The sequence below is a fragment of the Pseudomonas sp. H11T01 genome, assembly GCF_048515765.1.
GTDB lineage: Bacteria > Pseudomonadota > Gammaproteobacteria > Pseudomonadales > Pseudomonadaceae > Aquipseudomonas.
This window is the reverse complement of sequence record NZ_JBLYED010000017.1, coordinates 134,427-151,046: the sequence shown is the minus strand read 5'-3', so window position 1 is coordinate 151,046 and position 16,620 is coordinate 134,427. Positions and strand designations below refer to the sequence as shown.

The 16,620-nt window shown below is 59.8% G+C and carries 16 protein-coding genes; 8 read left to right on the top strand and 8 right to left on the bottom strand.

All coding sequences use genetic code 11. From position 1 onward, the window contains the following. Nucleotides 1–308: 308 nt before the first annotated feature. The 3 genes from ACN1C3_RS22340 to ACN1C3_RS22330 form a co-directional block, all read right to left on the bottom strand. Nucleotides 309–905, bottom strand: coding sequence for a superoxide dismutase (locus ACN1C3_RS22340; protein WP_419117920.1), 597 nt, complete (start codon nucleotides 903–905; stop codon nucleotides 309–311). 175 nt (nucleotides 906–1,080) lie between these two features. Beyond that, nucleotides 1,081–1,683 (bottom strand): LysE/ArgO family amino acid transporter, encoded by a 603-nt coding sequence (locus tag ACN1C3_RS22335; RefSeq protein WP_419117919.1) that lies wholly within the window; start codon nucleotides 1,681–1,683, stop codon nucleotides 1,081–1,083. 5 nt (nucleotides 1,684–1,688) lie between these two features. After that, complete coding sequence (locus tag ACN1C3_RS22330; RefSeq protein ID WP_419117918.1) at nucleotides 1,689–2,090, bottom strand: ACT domain-containing protein; 402 nt, start codon at nucleotides 2,088–2,090, stop codon at nucleotides 1,689–1,691. Between the two features lie 96 nt (nucleotides 2,091–2,186). On the opposite strand from ACN1C3_RS22330, the gene ACN1C3_RS22325 reads away from it, so the two are divergent. The 3 genes from ACN1C3_RS22325 (at nucleotide 2,187) to ACN1C3_RS22315 (ending at nucleotide 5,092) form a co-directional block, all read left to right on the top strand. After that, on the top strand, nucleotides 2,187–3,080 hold the full coding sequence (locus tag ACN1C3_RS22325) for a LysR family transcriptional regulator ArgP (protein WP_419117917.1): 894 nt from the start codon (nucleotides 2,187–2,189) through the stop codon (nucleotides 3,078–3,080). A gap of 71 nt (nucleotides 3,081–3,151) precedes the next feature. After that, nucleotides 3,152–4,144, top strand: coding sequence for an NAD-dependent epimerase/dehydratase family protein (locus ACN1C3_RS22320; protein ID WP_419117916.1), 993 nt, complete (start codon nucleotides 3,152–3,154; stop codon nucleotides 4,142–4,144). Between the two features lie 105 nt (nucleotides 4,145–4,249). After that, a complete protein-coding gene (locus tag ACN1C3_RS22315; RefSeq protein ID WP_419117915.1) occupies nucleotides 4,250–5,092 on the top strand; it encodes an ATPase in 843 nt (280 codons plus the stop codon). 180 nt (nucleotides 5,093–5,272) lie between these two features. Here the strand turns inward: ACN1C3_RS22315 and ACN1C3_RS22310 are convergent, their stop codons facing one another. Both ACN1C3_RS22310 and pobA read right to left on the bottom strand, forming a co-directional pair. Continuing rightward, nucleotides 5,273–6,784 (bottom strand): MDR family MFS transporter, encoded by a 1,512-nt coding sequence (locus tag ACN1C3_RS22310; RefSeq protein ID WP_419117914.1) that lies wholly within the window; start codon nucleotides 6,782–6,784, stop codon nucleotides 5,273–5,275. 77 nt (nucleotides 6,785–6,861) lie between these two features. Then, the gene (pobA, locus tag ACN1C3_RS22305; protein ID WP_419117924.1) at nucleotides 6,862–8,046 is read right to left on the bottom strand and encodes a 4-hydroxybenzoate 3-monooxygenase; all 1,185 of its coding nucleotides are present in this window, start codon (nucleotides 8,044–8,046) and stop codon (nucleotides 6,862–6,864) included. A 178-nt stretch (nucleotides 8,047–8,224) separates the two neighbouring features. On the opposite strand from pobA, the gene ACN1C3_RS22300 reads away from it, so the two are divergent. Beyond that, nucleotides 8,225–9,121 carry a helix-turn-helix domain-containing protein gene (locus tag ACN1C3_RS22300; RefSeq protein ID WP_419117913.1) on the top strand — a complete coding sequence of 299 codons (897 nt, stop codon included), beginning with the start codon at nucleotides 8,225–8,227 and terminating at the stop codon, nucleotides 9,119–9,121. A gap of 22 nt (nucleotides 9,122–9,143) precedes the next feature. On the opposite strand, the gene ACN1C3_RS22295 is transcribed toward ACN1C3_RS22300, so the two are convergent. Together ACN1C3_RS22295 and ACN1C3_RS22290 are read right to left on the bottom strand one after the other, a co-directional pair. Then, nucleotides 9,144–9,323 (bottom strand): hypothetical protein, encoded by a 180-nt coding sequence (locus ACN1C3_RS22295; protein WP_419117912.1) that lies wholly within the window; start codon nucleotides 9,321–9,323, stop codon nucleotides 9,144–9,146. 263 nt (nucleotides 9,324–9,586) lie between these two features. Further along, a complete protein-coding gene (locus ACN1C3_RS22290) occupies nucleotides 9,587–10,492 on the bottom strand; it encodes a LysR family transcriptional regulator (protein ID WP_419117911.1) in 906 nt (301 codons plus the stop codon). Between the two features lie 114 nt (nucleotides 10,493–10,606). Here ACN1C3_RS22290 and ACN1C3_RS22285 point away from each other — a divergent pair, with 114 nt between their 5' ends. Together ACN1C3_RS22285 and ACN1C3_RS22280 are read left to right on the top strand one after the other, a co-directional pair. Next, on the top strand, nucleotides 10,607–11,491 hold the full coding sequence (locus ACN1C3_RS22285) for an MBL fold metallo-hydrolase (RefSeq protein WP_419117910.1): 885 nt from the start codon (nucleotides 10,607–10,609) through the stop codon (nucleotides 11,489–11,491). A gap of 90 nt (nucleotides 11,492–11,581) precedes the next feature. Next, complete coding sequence (locus ACN1C3_RS22280) at nucleotides 11,582–12,196, top strand: NAD(P)-dependent oxidoreductase (RefSeq protein ID WP_419117909.1); 615 nt, start codon at nucleotides 11,582–11,584, stop codon at nucleotides 12,194–12,196. A gap of 116 nt (nucleotides 12,197–12,312) precedes the next feature. Here the strand turns inward: ACN1C3_RS22280 and ACN1C3_RS22275 are convergent, their stop codons facing one another. Next, complete coding sequence (locus ACN1C3_RS22275; protein WP_419117908.1) at nucleotides 12,313–13,191, bottom strand: LysR substrate-binding domain-containing protein; 879 nt, start codon at nucleotides 13,189–13,191, stop codon at nucleotides 12,313–12,315. A 157-nt stretch (nucleotides 13,192–13,348) separates the two neighbouring features. On the opposite strand from ACN1C3_RS22275, the gene ACN1C3_RS22270 reads away from it, so the two are divergent. Together ACN1C3_RS22270 and ACN1C3_RS22265 are read left to right on the top strand one after the other, a co-directional pair. Beyond that, a complete protein-coding gene (locus ACN1C3_RS22270; protein ID WP_419117907.1) occupies nucleotides 13,349–14,986 on the top strand; it encodes a 5-guanidino-2-oxopentanoate decarboxylase in 1,638 nt (545 codons plus the stop codon). Beyond that, nucleotides 14,983–16,431, top strand: coding sequence for an aldehyde dehydrogenase family protein (locus ACN1C3_RS22265; RefSeq protein WP_419117906.1), 1,449 nt, complete (start codon nucleotides 14,983–14,985; stop codon nucleotides 16,429–16,431). Before ACN1C3_RS22270 ends, ACN1C3_RS22265 begins: the two co-directional genes overlap by 4 nt. Nucleotides 16,432–16,620: the final 189 nt, after the last annotated feature.

Sequence of the window (16,620 nt, the reverse complement as noted above, 5' to 3'; positions counted from 1 at the left end):
TCTTTGAAGTCGTTGGTGTAACGTTTAGACATTGCTATGCACCTTCGCCCCCTTGAATGAATGAGTCAATCTACAAGGGCGACAGGTAGCCTGACACGGAGGGCGTTTGACAAAAGTGCCTCGCCGTAAGGGCGAAACCCTAAGTAGCCGTTACCGCAGAAATGGATATGTACACAGCCAAAAAGATGCAACCTACACAGCCGCCATCGCGAGCAAGGTGGGTGCAGCACCGCAGGAATGGATATGTTCCTCACCAAAAACCCATAAAAAAACCCGGCAATGCCGGGTTTTTTGTACTGCAAACGGACTTAAGCGACGAACTTCTTGCCTTCGAATTGCTCAGCCACGAATTTCCAGTTGACCAGGTTCCAGAACGCTTCGACATACTTCGGACGAAGGTTGCGGTAGTCGATGTAGTAAGCGTGTTCCCAGACATCGCAGGTCAGCAGCGGGGTGTCGCCGCTGGTCAGCGGGTTGCCGGCGCCGATGGTGCTGGCCAGAGCCAGGGAACCGTCAGCCTTTTTCACCAGCCAGCCCCAACCGGAACCGAAGGTGCCGATGGAGGTTTTGCTGAATTCTTCTTTGAACTTGTCGAACGAACCGAAAGCCGCGTTGATGGCTTCAGCCAGCGCGCCGGTTGGTTGACCGCCAGCGTTTGGCGCCAGGCAGTTCCAGTAGAAAGTGTGGTTCCAGACCTGAGCGGCGTTGTTGAAGATACCGCCCGAGGAAGTCTTGACGATTTCTTCCAGGGTCTTGCCTTCGAACTCGGTGCCTGGCACCAGGTTGTTCAGGTTCACGACATAGGTGTTGTGGTGCTTGTCGTGGTGGTATTGCAGAGTTTCCTCTGAAATGTGCGGCTGCAGGGCATCGTGTGCGTAAGGCAGCGGCGGCAATTCGAAAGCCATGATGATTCTCCTAATCAGGTCAGTTGCGGTGAGCGCAAGGCCGATCACGGGCGGCCAGACAAGCGCCGGGGAGTTTGTACTCTTTGCGGCGCAGGGTTCGGATCATAGCACCGGGGTTGCGGCATAACCACGCAACAACTGTGTGGAATAGAGGTTCCAGAGCCTTTTCGAATAATCAGGCCGCCGTGATTAATTGAAAGGCCACAGTGAACATCATTATGGCCACTAGCAAGTCGAGGATTCGCCAGGTGCTGGGGCGTGCCAGCCACGGTGCGAGCCATGCGGCGCCCAGGGCCAGGGTGAAGAACCACAGCAATGACGCGCTGGCCGCGCCGACCACGTAGGCACCGGGTACGGTTTGTTGAGCCCCGAGTGAGCCGATCAGCAGCACGGTGTCCAGATACACATGGGGGTTGAGCAAGGTCACCGCCAGGGCGCTGAGCATCACTGCCCGTAGCGAGCGCACGCTCTGGCTACCGGCCTGTTGCAGGCTTTGCCGGGAACAGGCCCGGCGCAGAGCCAGACTGCCATACCACAGCAGAAAGGCCGCGCCACCCCAACGGGCAATCGCCAGCAGCAGTGGGTTCTGCGCCAGAAGGGTCGCCAGTCCGAAGACTCCGGCGGCGACCAACAAGGCGTCGCAGGTCACGCACAGCGCGGCCACTGGCAGGTGATGCTCGCGTCGCAGGCTTTGCGCCAGCACGAAAGCGTTTTGCGTGCCGATCGCCATGATCAGCCCCGCCGCGACCAACAGGCCGTTCACATAGCTTTGCCACATAGGGTTTACTCCGCGCCCGCCGCCAATTGCCGCAGCACTGTCATGGCGCGTTCGGCATCGGCTTGGCCGACAAACAAATGATCGTGGTAGTAACCGGCAATCACGTTGCAGCTGATCCCGGCCTGCCCCAGGGCGCTGGCGAATGCAGCGGTGAGGCCGACGGCTTGCAGTGCCGAGTGCACATTCAAAGTGATCCAGGCCGCCACATAATCGAAGCTGAAGCCGGCCTTTTCGGCTTGCCCGCGCTCGAGGATGACCGTCAAACCTTCCTGCTCGCGGAAGCTGCCGATGACCTCACAGTCCTTCGGCGGATGGCCGTCGCGGATCGTGCAGAACACATACTCGCCGTCGTTCAGGTGCGGGCTCATGCTGCGCAGCAGGGTTGCCAGAGAGGTTTCACCAGCCATGAAAAATGTCCTTTATCGAAGAAGCGTACTGTTCATTCTCCAGTCAGAAGTTGTATAAGAAAAACCAATATTACTGATCACCCATTAGGAAAACTGATGTTCGACTATAAATTGCTATCTGCCCTCGCCGCAGTGGTCGAGCAGGCTGGCTTCGAGCGTGCTGCCCAAGTGCTGGGATTGTCGCAATCGGCGATCTCGCAGCGGATCAAGTTGCTGGAGGCGCGAGTCGGTCAGCCGGTGCTGGTGCGGGTCACGCCACCTGCGCCGACCGAGATTGGCCGGCGCCTGCTCAACCATGTGCAACAAGTGCGTTTGCTCGAACGCGATTTGCAAACGTTGGTACCGGCGCTGGATGAAGAAGGCTTGCCAGAACGTCTGCGCATCGCCCTCAACGCTGACAGTCTGGCGACCTGGTGGGCGGAGGCAGTGGGTGATTTTTGCGCCGAGCAGCATCTATTGCTGGATCTGGTGGTGGAAGACCAAACCGTTGGCCTCAAGCGCATGCGTGCCGGTGAAGTGGCGGCGTGCGTGTGTGCCAGCGAGCGGCCGGTGGCTGGGGCACGCAGCCTATTGCTGGGGGCTATGCGCTATCGTGCTCTGGCCAGTCCGGCCTTTATTGCCCGGCATTTCCCGCAAGGTGTCCGGGCTGAGCTGTTGGCGCGTACACCGGCGCTGGTGTTCGGCCCAGATGATTTTCTCCAGCATCGCTACCTGGCTTCATTGGGCGTCGAAGGCGGTTTCGAGCATCATCTGTGTCCGTCATCTGAAGGGTTTATTCGACTGGCCGAAGTGGGGCTTGGCTGGGGACTGGTGCCCGAATTGCAGGTCCGCGAGCAGCTGGAGCGCGGAATATTGGTGGAACTTTTGCCAGATAAGCCGATTGATGTGCCGCTGTACTGGCATCATTGGCGCAACGGCGGGCAATTGCTCGGGCAGTTGACCGAGCATCTGGCGCGATCATCACCGCAATGGTTGGTGCCGTTGGAGTGATTGAAAGCGTCAGGGCTTCAGGTAATACGCAGTGCGATACGCATGAAAAACGAAAGAAATCGGAGCAAGTCATGAAAATTCTGGTCACCGGCGCAAGCGGCTTCATTGGCGGGCGCTTTTCGCGTTTCGCCCTGGAGCAGGGCCTGAACGTGCGGGTCAACGGGCGTCGGGCCGAGGGTGTCGAGCATCTGGTGCGCCGCGGTGCCGAGTTTGTCCAGGGTGACTTGAGTGATCCGGAGCTGGTTCGCAACCTGTGCCGTGACGTCGATGCGGTGGTGCATTGCGCTGGCGCGGTCGGGCTGTGGGGGCGTTATCAGGATTTTCATCAGGGCAACGTGCTGGTCACCGAGAATGTGGTCGAAGCCTGCCTGAAACAGAACGTTCGAAGGCTCGTGCATCTGTCGTCGCCGTCGATCTATTTCGATGGTCGTGATCATCTGGGGCTGAAGGAAGAACAGGTCCCCAAACGCTTCAAACATCCCTACGCCGCCACCAAATACCTGGCCGAGCAAAAAGTCTTCGGCGCCCAGGAGTTCGGCCTCGAAGTGCTGGCCCTGCGCCCACGCTTCGTCACCGGTGCCGGTGATATGAGCATCTTTCCGCGACTGCTGAACATGCAGCGCAAAGGTCGCTTGGCCATTGTCGGCAACGGCCTGAACAAGGTCGATTTCACCAGCGTGCAGAACCTCAATGAAGCCCTGCTCAGCAGTTTGCTGACCACAGGCTCAGCCTTGGGCAAGGCCTACAACATCAGTAACGGTGCGCCGGTGCCGTTGTGGGATGTGGTGAACTACGTGATGCGCCAGATGGAGGTCCCGCAAGTCACTCGCTACCGTTCCTACGGTTTGGCCTACAGTGTCGCGGCACTGAACGAAGGTTTCTGCAAGCTCTGGCCGGGGCGTCCAGAGCCGACGCTGTCGCGCTTGGGTATGCAGGTGATGAGCAAGAATTTCACCCTGGACATCAGCCGCGCCCGCCATTATCTAGACTATGAGCCGAAGGTCAGCCTGTGGACGGCCCTCGATGAGTTCTGCGGTTGGTGGAAGGCTCAGGACATTCGCTGAAAATAAACACTGAACCGAGTTTGGGGTTCAGGGTCGATCAGTGCTGTGAGTAGCGGTTTATACTCGCAGCATTAAGCCACTACTGCGGTTCAGAAAGGTTGACTCATGTCCATGCGTAATGATGCTAACGACGACTTCGATGATGTCCCAAGCCTGCGGGCCGATACCCTCGACGATGATTTTCCGACCACTGCCGCCGCCCGTGAACGCACCAGCGTACATTCGCGGCCCGCACCGGTGGTCAAGGTCAAAGGCCCGAGCACCGGTCCGCTTTGGGCGCTGGTCGGGGCATTGTTCTTCGCGTTCGCCGGCCTTGCCTGGTGGAGTTTCCAGCAGATTTCGTTGATGGAACAGCAACTGGTCGCGACCCAGGAAAGTTTTGCGCGCATCAGCGAGGAAGCGGCGGGGCGCTTGCAGGCTATTTCCGGCAAGGTGGTCGCCAGCGAATCCACTGTCAACAGCGGTAGCGAAGCGCTGAAGTTGCAGATCAAGCAGCTCGAAAGCAAATTGGTTGAGCAAAACAAGCAACAGCAAGGCGTCGCAGGCCAGGCCACGGACCTGGACAAGCGCCTGGCGCAAATGACTGCGCAGACCACCGAACAACAATCCGCCAATGCCCAGTTGCAAGCCCAGGTGAAATCCCTGAGCAGCGAACTGGCGACCCTGAAAAGCGCTCCGGCCGACACCAGTAAAGTCGACGCGCAACTCAAAGATCTCAGCGCTGAGATCGCGGCGTTAAAAAAACAAGGCAACCCGAGCGTCGCCATCGAGCGCCTGGAGCAGGACATGATTGTCCTCAAAAGCCAACAGGACAACCGCCCGGCGGCACCTCAGGGGGGTAGCAGCACCGCCGAGTTCGACGCCTTTCGTGGGCAGGTCACGCGTAACATCAATACTCTGCAAAGCCAGATTCAGAACCTGCAACAGCAGATCAACAGTCGTCCTTAAGGTGATTCGCTGAATATCTTGTGGGTGGGGTATTACAGCTCTTGATCCAGCAGTGATTGACCGATTGCTATCGCGAGCAAGCCCGCTCCCACACTAGATCTTCTTTGGGCACAAATTGTGTGCACACCGAAGAATTAATGTGGGAGCGGGCTTGCTCGCGATGCAGGCGATGCGGTCTCTCTATCTGACCTTATCCTCCCGACCCCGCAACAACATATTCGGCATGGCGATCGCTGCGGCCAGCCCCAGCAGCGACACGGCCGCGCTGACCATCAGCAAATGCCGGAAGGTCAGCAGCAACTCGCCCCGCAGCGCATTTTGAGTTGGGCCTGGTGCGGCGTTCAAACCGTCAAGCAGGACATTCCCCGAGCTACCTTCGGCAATCAGCGCCGAGCCTGCCAGGTGAGCGAAGCTTGAGTCTTGCAGCAACGCCAGCAGTAGCGCCGACATCAGTGCAACACCCATAGCGCCGCCCAAGGAGCGAAACAGATTGGTGGTGCTGGTGGCCACGCCGATGTCCCGTTGCTCCACCGAGTTTTGCGTGCCCACCAGTGAAGTCGGGAACTGCATACCGGCGGCGATCCCGCTGAGTAACATGAACAGGCTGCTGAGGATCAGCGCTTGCGGCGGGCTGAAGGCCATACCGAGAATTGCGAAGGGGGTGAGCAGCGCACCGGTGAGAATCATCGGTTTGTAGCGACCGGTCACTGAGGTCCGGCGTCCGGCGAAATAGGCGCCGATCGGCAAGCCCATGGCCAATGGCAACAGGTGCAGCGCGGCGCTGTCGGCCCCCGCTCCGGTGACACTCTGGAAGCGCAGCGGCATCAGCACTATCAGCGAAATGGCCTGGAAACTGGTGAAGAAAATCGTGCACCAACAAAGGACTGCGTTGCGATTGGCGAACAAATGCATCGGCAGCAGCGGTTCGCGCGCCCGTCGTTCATGCCAGACGAACACGGTCAGCGCCAGCACCGCACCGGCCAGCAAACCCAGTACTTCGCTGTCGCGCCAATGATGGCCCTGACCGATCTCGGTGATGCCCAGCAGCAGCGAGGTCAGGCCAATGATCATCAGGATCGTGCCGAGGTAGTCGATGACCGGTTTGCGCTGCGGCACCGGCAAGCCGACCAGCGTGCGATTGGCCACCAGCCAGGCACCGAGGCCTAGCGGTAGGTTGATCAGAAACACCCAGCGCCAGGACAGGTACTCGGTCATGTAACCGCCGAGCACGGGGCCGGCGACACTGGCCACCGCGTACATACTGCTGAAATAACCTTGATAACGTCCCCGCTCGCGAGGCGGCACGATGTCGCCGATGATCGCCTGACTCACCGAAATCATCCCGCCGGCACCGATGCCCTGGATGATTCGCGCCAGCACCAGCTGCTCCATGCTCTGGGCCATGCCGCACAGCACCGATGCCAGGGTGAACAAGCCCATGCCGAACAGCATCAGCCGACGCCGGCCATAAAGGTCGCCGAGTTTGCCGTAAATCGGTACCGCCACCGTCATCGCCACCATGTAGCCGGAGATGACCCAGGCCAGCAGGCTGACATCCTTGAACTGTGCCGAAATGGCCGGCATCGACACGGCGACGATGGTCTGGTCCAACGCACCGAGGAAGATTGCCAGCATCAGGGCGATCAGCACGCTGCGAATGGCCGGTTTGGGAGGCTGGTTGAGATTGGTCACGGTGAAACCTGCGGGCGGTGGTTGACCCGCAAGTTAATGGGCAAGCGGGAATGTCCGCTAGTGTACTCGATAGGCTCCTACTCGATAGCCTCGTAAGGAAGCCCGACGTAATTTTCTGCAATGGTTTTTCGACCGGCCTCGGAGCCGACGAAATACGCAAGTTCTGTCTGTGTAATGCGTTGGCTGAACGCATCCGTGTCAGGAAAATTGTGCAGGATCGAGGTCATCCACCAGGAGAAACGCTCGGCTTTCCAGACCCGCCGCAGGCAGATTTCGGAGTACTTCTCCAGCAAGTCGGTGCGGCCTTCGCGGTAGACCTTGAGCAGGATGTTGAACAAGGTGCTGACATCGCTGGCGGCCAGGTTCAGACCCTTGGCGCCGGTGGGCGGGACAATGTGCGCCGCGTCTCCCAGCAGAAACATCCGCCCGTACTGCATCGGTTCGACCACGAAGCTGCGTAGCGGCGCGATGCTTTTCTCGATGGATGGGCCGGTCACCAAATCGTTGGCCAAGGTTTCTGGCAGGCGGGATTTCAACTCATCCCAGAAGCGTTGATCGGACCAGTTCTCGACCTTCTCTTCGGCCGGTACTTGCAGGTAATAGCGGGTGCGGGTCGCCGAACGCATGCTGCACAAGGCAAAGCCGCGCTCATGCCTGGCGTACACCAGTTCATCGTGGACCGGCGGCGTATCGGCAAGGATGCCCAGCCAACCGAACGGGTAGACCCGCTCGAAGATCTTCAGCGAGTCGCTGGGGATCGACTGCCGGGCGACGCCATGGAAGCCGTCGCAGCCAGCGATGTAATCGCAGTCCAGGCGGCAGGTTTCTCCGTCCTTTTCGAAGGTTAAATAAGGCCGGTCGGTTTTCATGTCGTGGGGCTGGACGTTGCTCGTCTCGTACAAGGTCATAGCGCCCGCGGTTTGCCGGGCTGCCATCAAATCGCGGGTGACCTCGGTCTGGCCGTAGATCATCACGGTCTTGCCGCCGGTGAGTGCTTGCAGATCGATATGCACCTGACGCCCGTCGAAGGCCAGTTCGAAACCGCCATGGACCAGGCCTTCTGCGTCCATTCGCTGGCCGACCCCGGCCTGGCGCAGCAGATCTACCATGCCTTGCTCCAGTACTCCGGCACGGATCCGGCTCAATACGTAGTCCGGGGCCTGGCGTTCGAGAATGACGGTGTCGATACCGACGTTGTGCAGCAATTGGCCGAGCAGCAGACCGGACGGACCGGCGCCGATAATGGCCACTTGAGTCTTCAGGGTTTTCATTGTTTTTATGGCTCGCAAGCTTCACACGAACAAATCGGTGAATAGGTTCTGAGTACTTGCATTCTTCGCTTGAGAACCCGTCAAATGAAGGTGAAAACTGAGCCGATACCTGTACATTTCGCCAATCGGTGCGATTATCGCCCAACACTCCGAGGCCTGGATTGCAGTTATGAACAAGCCTGCCCTTCCTTCGATTCCGGTGTTCAAGCTCTATGGTGAACGCCTGGACTGGCCAACGCCGGATTTACTGCATTGTGAAACCATCTCCAAACGCAGCCGTGAGCATCAGTGGGAAATCAAACCGCATCGACATGCCGATCTGTGTCAGTTGTTGTTTGTCCACAAAGGTCACGCGGAACTTGAGATAGAGGGCAAACGCACGCGGCTCGAAGAGTCGGCGATCCAGATTCTGCCGCCGTTGTCGATACATGGCTTCCGTTTTTCGGAAGACATCGAGGGCTATGTCGTCACTCTGGCGGCGCCGCTGGTGGCCCACCTTCAGGCGCAGCTTGGCAACTCGGTGAATGCCCTGGCGGTGGCCGAAAGTTATCCAGCGGGTGCCGACAGCCACTACCTGAACAGTCTGTTTTCGGCATTGCAAAACGAGTACGTGGGCCACCAACCCGCGCGCGAAATGCTCATGCACTCGCTGGTCAGCGTGATCATGGTGTGGGTCAGCCGCCAGGTGATCCAGCGTCGTACCGCAAGCCTGAGACCACAACGTGCGCGGGAATACCTCAATGGGTTTATGCAGTTGGTCGAAGAGCATTATCGCGAGCACGTGAAGGTCGAAGACCTGGCGCATAAATTGGGGATTTCTGTCTCGCACCTCAACGGCACCTGCCGTGAGCTGGCCGGTCAGCCGGCCTTGCAGATCATGCATGAGCGCCAGTTGCTGGAGGCCAAGCGGCTGCTGACCTATACCAGCATGACCATCTACGAAATGTCCGACGTCTTGGGGTTCTCTGATCCGACCAACTTCACGCGTTTGTTTCGGCGACGAGTAGGGATCTCTCCCAAAGCGTTTCGGGACAGGTTGAAGGCCGACCAGGACAGCGGGGTGTAAGGCCTTCTGTTATTTGAGAGCATTATTTGAGCGCGTTCAGGGTCGCGGTGTGCGGGATGCAGCGTTCGAAGTTGCAGCTCGCGAATCCACTCTGTGGTTGTTGACGGGCCTGTTCGACACGGTAGGCAGCGGTTCCGTACAGCACAAGCGTGGCGGCGCAGGTGATGAAGATCGCAAGGTATCTTCGGGTTTTGATGTTCATGGCGTTGACCTCTGAACGAGTACCCGTCAGTCAGAGGGGTACTACTATCAGCATAGGTCAGCTGTGGTGCGTTTTCATGGCGATGGGCTACAGCTTTGATGGGGTATTCAGCAGGTTGATCGGTTCAAAATACCTGTGGGAGCGGGCTTGCCCGCGAAAGCAATGGTCGCTCCAGCATATTTATTGCCTTAGATGACGTCTTCGCGGGCAAGCCCGCTCCCACAAGGTATGTATTTCAATCTTCTACTTCTGAACTTTTGATCTTAAAGCCCCACATCCCACTCCGGCTCTTCCGGAAACCTCAGCACCAGAAAATCCAGCATGCTGCGCAGCGTCGCCGGCATGTGTTTGCGTGAGGCGTAAACCGCGTAGATGTTCATTTGCCGTGGTTCGGCACCGGCCAGCAGACGCACCAGTTGTCCGCTGTGGATATGCACACCCGCCTGATAGCTCGGTAGCATCGAAATTCCGGCGCCGGCCATGGTCGCGCGCAACAGGGTACTGGCCTCGTTGGCGCTGATGTTGCCCTGCACCGGCACCGAAACCTGATCACCGTCCTGCTCGAAGTGCCAAAGGCTTTTGCCGAAGTAGGAGTGGGTCAAGCAATTGTGCAGGCTGAGCTCTTCCACCTTTTGCGGCGTCGGGTGCTGGCGCAGGTACTCGGGGGACGCGCAAATCACCGAACGACATACCGTCAGCCGGCGGGCAATCAGGTTCGGGTCCAGGTCATTGCTGGTGCGGATCGCCAGGTCGATGCGCTCATCCACCAGGTTCACCGTGCGGTCGAGCATCTGCAGGTCGATGCTCACACCCGGGTAGCGTTTGACGTACTCGGCCACGGCGTCGGCCAGTTGTGCCTGGCCGAATGAGGTGCTGACGCTGATCCGCAGCAAGCCTCGCGGCGCGTCGTCCGGCTCGCTGACCGCGGCTTGCATGTCGGTCGACAAATCGAGCATCTGTCGGCAGCGTGGCAGGATTTCGGTGCCAGCGGCGGTCAAACTCAACTTGCGGGTGGTGCGGTGCATCAACCGTGCGCCGACCCAATCTTCCAGTTCCGCCAGATACCGCGAGACCACCGGCCGTGAGAGATCCAGATGATCGGCGGCAGCCGACTGGCTGCCGAGGTCGACCACCGTGACGAAGACCCGCATTGCTTGAAGACGATCCATGATTTGCCCGTTTTTAGAAACAAACTATGTTCAAGCATCGCATTTTTTGTAGCGAGTGAGGCAACTAAGCTCTGTCCATCGTCATTCACGACGGACAGATCTCAGGAGCACCACATGATCGGATTTTCATCACTCAAGCGTCTTTTGCTGGCCACCGCGACCCTGGGCTTCGTCGCCCACGCAGCGGCGGCCGAGCCGGCGCTGACCCTGGACGTTTACAACCCAGGCACGGCGGCGATCTTTCCGGTGACTTCGGTGCTGGTCAGCGGCAAGAAAGAAGCGATTCTGGTGGACGCCCAATTCGGCAAACTCCAGGCCGAGCACGTGGTGGAAAAAATCCGTGCCAGCGGCAAGCAACTGACCACCATCTACATCAGCCACGGCGACCCGGACTATTACTTCGGCCTCGACACCCTGACCACAGCTTTCCCGAACGCCAAGGTGCTGGCCTCCAAACCGACCGTGGACCATATCAAGGCCACCGTTGAAGGAAAACTGGCGTTCTGGGGCCCGAAAATGGGTGTCGACGTCCCTCAGAAAACCATCGTGCCGCAAGTGCTCAAGGGCCACAGCCTGACCCTGGAAGGGCAGAAGCTCGAGATCATCGGCCTCGACGGCAAACAGCCGGATCGCACCTTTGTCTGGATCCCGTCGATCAAGGCTGTGGTCGGCGGTGTAGTGGTGGCAGAAAACATCCATGTGTGGATGGCCGATACCCAAACCGCGCAGTCTCACACCGATTGGCTTGGCACCCTGAAAACCATCGAAGGCCTGAAACCCAAGACCCTCATCCCGGGTCACTACCTGGGTGAGAGCGCTCGCTCTCTGGCCGCCGTGCACTTTACCGCCGACTACATCAAAGCCTTCGACGAAGAAACCGCCAAGGCCAAGAACTCGGCCGAGCTGATTGCTGCGATGAAAAAGCGTTACCCAGACCTCGGCGAAGAAAGCTCCCTGGAGCTGAGCGCCAAAGTCGCTAAAGGCGAAATGAAGTGGTGAGCTGATTCACCCTGATGATCGTTCCCATGCTCTGCGTGGGAATGCAGCCCGTGACGCTCTGCGTCACATATATCGGAACTGGAGAACGTCATGAGCAAGATCGCAATCATTGGTGCCACCGGCCGTGCCGGTAGCCAACTGCTGGAAGAAGCCCTGCGTCGCGGTCACAGCGTCACCGCCATCGCCCGCAACACGGCGAAGCTCGGCCAGCGTGCCGGTGTGGTCACCCAGGACGTGGACGTCGCTGACGCGGCGGCATTGCAAGCCGCAGTGGCGGGGCACGATGTGGTGATCAGCGCTGCACACTTCTCGACGATCCCGGCGAGCGCCATTATCGAGCCGGTGAAAAAGGCCGGGGTCAAACGTCTGCTGGTGGTCGGTGGTGCCGGTTCGCTGCTATTGCCGACCGGCGGCAAAGTCATCGACAGCCCGGGCTTTCCGGACGAGTACAAGGCCGAGGCCAGCGCCGGTGGCGTGTACCTCGACACCTTGCGTCAGGAACAGGAACTGGACTGGACTTTCCTCTCGCCGTCAGCGGAATTCGTTGAAGGTGAGCGCACCGGCAAATTCCGCTTGGGCAAGGATGATCTGCTGGTCAGCGCTCAGGGCAGGAGCTGGATCAGCTTTGCGGACTACGCGATTGCGATGATCGACGAGGTTGAAACACCCGCGCATTCCCGCCAGCGGTTTACCGTTGGGTATTGATCTTCAGCGTGGCTTACATCATTCGCGGGCAAGCCCGCTCCCACAAGGTTCACGCGTAACCTGTGGGAGCGGGCTTGCCCGCGAAGCGGTTTCAAGGTCGCAACACTCTTGTAGGTTCACCTTTCCTGCGCCTGCTCCACCAACCAATCCATCAATTCGCGCAACGGCTCTGACGGCTCCGGTCGTTCCGGGTAGACCAGGTAATAGGCCTGCCCGGTGCGCACTTTCAGTTCAAAGGGCATGACCAGCCGTCCGGCGCTCAGGTCTTCGCCGATCAACGACCAATCGCCAATCGCCACGCCCGTCCCTTGAGAAGCCACGGACATCGCCAGGTCCAGCGTATCGAAATGCTGCCCTTTGCCGATGTTGCTGACTTTGGTTCCGGCGGCTTCGAGCCAGGCTTCCCAATCCCGTTCGTCGCGAGTCGGGTGCAGCAACATGTGCTGTTCCAGGTCGGTGAGGGTCTTGAGCGGCGTCGTGCCGTTGAGCAGTTGCTGCGAACAGACCGGCGTCAGCTGTTCATCGAACAGGTGATGGAAGGCCGCATTGCCCGGTGCCGTGCCGTACACCACCGCCGCATCGAACTCTTCGCGACGAAAATCCACAGCGTGCTGCACGGTGGTGGTCAGTTCCACCGGCACGTCCGGGCGTTCTTTTTGCCACTGCAACAGGCGCGGCAGCAGCCAGCGCATCATGCAGGTCGGTGCCTTCAATTGCAGGGCTTCGCGCTTGGCGCCGACGTGTTCGACGGCTTCGTCGATCAGGTTGAAGACCTGTTGAATACGCGGATACAACTCACGTCCTTGTGCCGTCAGGCTCAGGCCTCGGGCCTGGCGCTGGAACAACGGATAACCGAGATGGCTCTCCAGCCCGGCGATCTGTCGGCTCACCGCTCCTTGGGTAATGTGCAGCAGGTCCGCCGCCCGTGTGAAGTTGCAGCACTGGGCGGTGATCATAAAGGTATGCAGAGCGGGCAAGGGCGGAAGACGTTTCATGGGTGCTCAGGCATGAGTGGAGGACATGCCTAGTATGACTATTTTTGGTTTGTCACCGCTATACGCCGACGGGTCCAATTGCGTCACCTTTGTGCCCCGGCGCGTGCCTGAAAACGCCATCGGGGTGCAGTTTCAGCAAATAAGAAGGACAGCAGAAATGGCGACGTGCGGCGAAGTGTTGGTCAAGTTACTCGAAGGTTATGGCGTCGAACAGGTGTTCGGTATCCCGGGTGTTCACACTGTTGAGCTGTATCGCGGGTTGGCCCGTTCGAGCATCAACCACGTCACGCCACGCCACGAACAGGGCGCCGGTTTCATGGCCGATGGCTATGCCCGCACCAGCGGCAAACCGGGTGTGTGCTTCATCATCACCGGCCCTGGGATGACCAACATCACCACCGCCATGGGCCAGGCCTATGCCGACTCGATCCCGATGCTGGTGATCTCCAGCGTGCAATCGCGCAGCCAATTGGGCGGCGGGCGCGGCAAGCTGCATGAGCTGCCGAACCAGAGCGCACTGGTGGGTGGGGTTGCGGCGTTCTCCCATACGCTGATGTCCGCCGCCGAACTGCCGGGTGTGCTGGCGCGGGCATTCGCCTTGTTCCAGGCCGGGCGTCCGCGTCCGGTGCATATCGAAATTCCGCTCGACGTGCTGGTCGAAGACGCCGATGACTTGCTCGCCAGTCTGCCGGTGAGCATCACCCGCGCCGGTGCAGCGCCTTCAGCCATTGCGCAAATGAGCCAGTTGCTGGCCACCGCAAAGCGTCCGTTGATCCTCGCCGGTGGCGGTGCCATCGATGCCGCGGCAGAACTCACGCAGCTGGCCGAACTGCTGGACGCGCCGGTGGCGTTGACCATCAATGCCAAGGGCATGCTGCCATCTCGCCATCCGCTGTTGATCGGTTCGACTCAATCGCTGGTGGCCACGCGTGCGCTGGTGGCGGATGCCGACGTAGTACTGGCGATCGGCACTGAATTGGCCGAGACCGATTACGACATCACCTTTGCCGGTGGCTTTGAGATTCCCGGCGCCTTGTTGCGCGTCGACATCGACCCGGACCAGACCGTACGCAATTACCCACCGCAGGTAGCGCTGGTGTCCGACTCGCAAACTGCGGCGCAAGCCTTGCTGACGGCACTGGCCGGACACACCCTGGCCGAGCGTCGTTCCGACTGGGGCCATGCCCGCGCAGCCACGTTGCGTGCCGAGCTTGAGACCACGTGGGACGCACCGACCCGCGCCCAGACGCTGTTCCTCGATACGGTTCTGCACGAGCTGCCGGAAGCGGTGTTTGTCGGCGACTCGACCCAACCGGTGTACACCGGCAACCTGACCTTCAACCCTGAGCAACCGCGCCGCTGGTTCAACTCGTCCACCGGTTACGGCACTCTCGGCTATGCGTTGCCGGCCGCCATTGGCGCCTGGCTCGGTGGCGGCTCCGAGCGCGTTGCGCGGGGCCCGGTGGTGTGCCTGATCGGTGATGGCGGGCTGCAATTCACCCTGTCGGAACTGGTCTGCGCGGTCGAAGCGCAAACGCCGATCATCGTGCTGTTGTGGAATAACCAAGGCTACGAAGAGATCAAGAAATACATGGTCAACCGCGCCATCGAGCCGGTTGGCGTGGACATCTACACCCCGGACTTCATCGGTGTGGCCAAGGCGCTGGGTTGTGCTGCCGAAGCCATCGACGGTGTCGACCAACTGCGCGCCGCGTTGCGGGCCGCCATTGATCGTCAAGGCCCGACCCTGATCGAAATCGATCAGACCATCTGGATGAAGGCGGTGCAGGCATGAGCATTCCTTCGACCTTGAATGGCCTGTATATCGACGGCCAATGGCGCGCCGGCAGCGAACGTTTGCAGGTGATCAACCCGGCCACGGAAGAATCCCTGGCCACCGTGAGCGGTGGCGATGAGCAGGCGGTCGATCAAGCGGTCAATGCCGCCAGCGCTGCGTTTGCGCAGTGGGCCAAAACCAGCGGCGCCGAACGTGGTGCAGTGCTGCGCAAAATCGCCAGCGGCGTGCAGGCGCGCCGCGAACGCTTGATGCAGTTGCAGTCGAGCAACAACGGTAAACCACTGTTCGAAGCGGCCATCGATGTTGATGACGTGATTGCCACCTTCGAGTATTACGCAGGACTGGCACAAGACTTGGACGCTCAGCAGGACCGCGCCGTGGACTTGCCGAGCGAAGACTTCGCCGCCCGTGTGCGCCGTGAACCTTGCGGCGTAGTGGGTTTGATCGTGCCGTGGAACTTCCCGATGGTCACCACCGCCTGGAAGCTCGCTCCGGCGTTGGCCGCTGGCTGCTGCGTGGTCCTCAAACCGTCTGAAGTCACGCCGCTGCCAGAGCTGGAACTGGCGGCGATCATTGCTGAAAGCGGCTTGCCCAACGGCGTGTTCAACCTGGTCTGCGGTACTGGCCTGGCGGTCGGTGCACCGCTGGCGGCTGATCCGCGAGTGGCGAAAGTTTCCTTCACCGGCAGCAATGCGGTGGGTGTTCAGGTCATGCAACGGGCGGCGGAAACCGTCAAGGGTGTGAGCCTGGAACTGGGCGGCAAGTCCTCGCTGTTGGTGCTCGCCGATGCCGATATCGAACTGGCGGTGGAAATGGCCAGTGGCGGCGGGTTTTTCAACGCCGGACAGATGTGCTCGGCCACCAGCCGGGTGCTGGTTGCCGATGAATTGGCGGACGAGTTCTTGCTGAAGCTCAAGGCGCGTGCCGAAGGTATTCGCGTGGCAGACCCGTTTGATCCGCAGGTGGAGATGGGCGCACTGGTCAATCAGGCGCAATACCAACGGGTACTGGGCCACATTGATCGCGGGCTGAATGCTGGCGCCAAGCTGATTTGCGGCGGTGAGCGGCCAGAAAATATGCCACGCGGATATTTTTTGCGGCCGACGATTTTCACCGAAGTGCCCCTCGACAGTGCGTTGTGGTGTGAAGAGATCTTCGGTCCAGTGATTTGTGTGCGCAGTTTCTCCACCGAAGAAGAGGCGATCGACCTGGCCAATGACAGCGAGTTTGGTCTGGTGGCCAGTGTCGTCAGTCGCGATAGCGAGGCTGCCGAGCGGGTCGCCAACGCCTTGCAGACCGGACTGGTGTGGATCAACGCGCCGCAAGTGATCTTCCCGCAGACGGCCTGGGGCGGCTACAAACAGAGCAGCATCGGTCGCGAGTTGGGGCCGTGGGGCATGCAGGCGTTTCAGGAAATCAAACACGTGATTCGCGCCGTCTGACAGCCCGGAAACGGGTCACGCATGCCTCGAAACGAGGCATGCGTTTGACACATGGCTTCAATGATAAATTTTCGATTGTTGCGCGTTCTGCGCGACCTCAGGATGAACCTGCCGACTTAGCTACACCCCGTGATCTGCGGGAATTAGAGCTAGATCGATCACCGGGCGCTGGATGCGACCAACCTCATA

What these genes read in the sequence shown, in the direction of transcription:
- ACN1C3_RS22320 (WP_419117916.1), top strand. Translation starts at nt 3,152, where the DNA reads ATGAAAATTCTGGTCACCGGCGCAAGCGGCTTCATTGGCGGGCGCTTT.
- ACN1C3_RS22285 (WP_419117910.1), top strand. Translation starts at nt 10,607, where the DNA reads ATGATCGGATTTTCATCACTCAAGCGTCTTTTGCTGGCCACCGCGACC.
- ACN1C3_RS22275 (WP_419117908.1), bottom strand. Translation starts at nt 13,191, where the DNA reads ATGAAACGTCTTCCGCCCTTGCCCGCTCTGCATACCTTTATGATCACC.
- ACN1C3_RS22270 (WP_419117907.1), top strand. Translation starts at nt 13,349, where the DNA reads ATGGCGACGTGCGGCGAAGTGTTGGTCAAGTTACTCGAAGGTTATGGC.
- ACN1C3_RS22325 (WP_419117917.1), top strand. Translation starts at nt 2,187, where the DNA reads ATGTTCGACTATAAATTGCTATCTGCCCTCGCCGCAGTGGTCGAGCAG.
- ACN1C3_RS22315 (WP_419117915.1), top strand. Translation starts at nt 4,250, where the DNA reads ATGTCCATGCGTAATGATGCTAACGACGACTTCGATGATGTCCCAAGC.
- ACN1C3_RS22295 (WP_419117912.1), bottom strand. Translation starts at nt 9,323, where the DNA reads ATGAACATCAAAACCCGAAGATACCTTGCGATCTTCATCACCTGCGCC.
- ACN1C3_RS22335 (WP_419117919.1), bottom strand. Translation starts at nt 1,683, where the DNA reads ATGTGGCAAAGCTATGTGAACGGCCTGTTGGTCGCGGCGGGGCTGATC.
- ACN1C3_RS22300 (WP_419117913.1), top strand. Translation starts at nt 8,225, where the DNA reads ATGAACAAGCCTGCCCTTCCTTCGATTCCGGTGTTCAAGCTCTATGGT.
- ACN1C3_RS22340 (WP_419117920.1), bottom strand. Translation starts at nt 905, where the DNA reads ATGGCTTTCGAATTGCCGCCGCTGCCTTACGCACACGATGCCCTGCAG.
- ACN1C3_RS22330 (WP_419117918.1), bottom strand. Translation starts at nt 2,090, where the DNA reads ATGGCTGGTGAAACCTCTCTGGCAACCCTGCTGCGCAGCATGAGCCCG.
- ACN1C3_RS22280 (WP_419117909.1), top strand. Translation starts at nt 11,582, where the DNA reads ATGAGCAAGATCGCAATCATTGGTGCCACCGGCCGTGCCGGTAGCCAA.
- ACN1C3_RS22265 (WP_419117906.1), top strand. Translation starts at nt 14,983, where the DNA reads ATGAGCATTCCTTCGACCTTGAATGGCCTGTATATCGACGGCCAATGG.
- ACN1C3_RS22290 (WP_419117911.1), bottom strand. Translation starts at nt 10,492, where the DNA reads ATGGATCGTCTTCAAGCAATGCGGGTCTTCGTCACGGTGGTCGACCTC.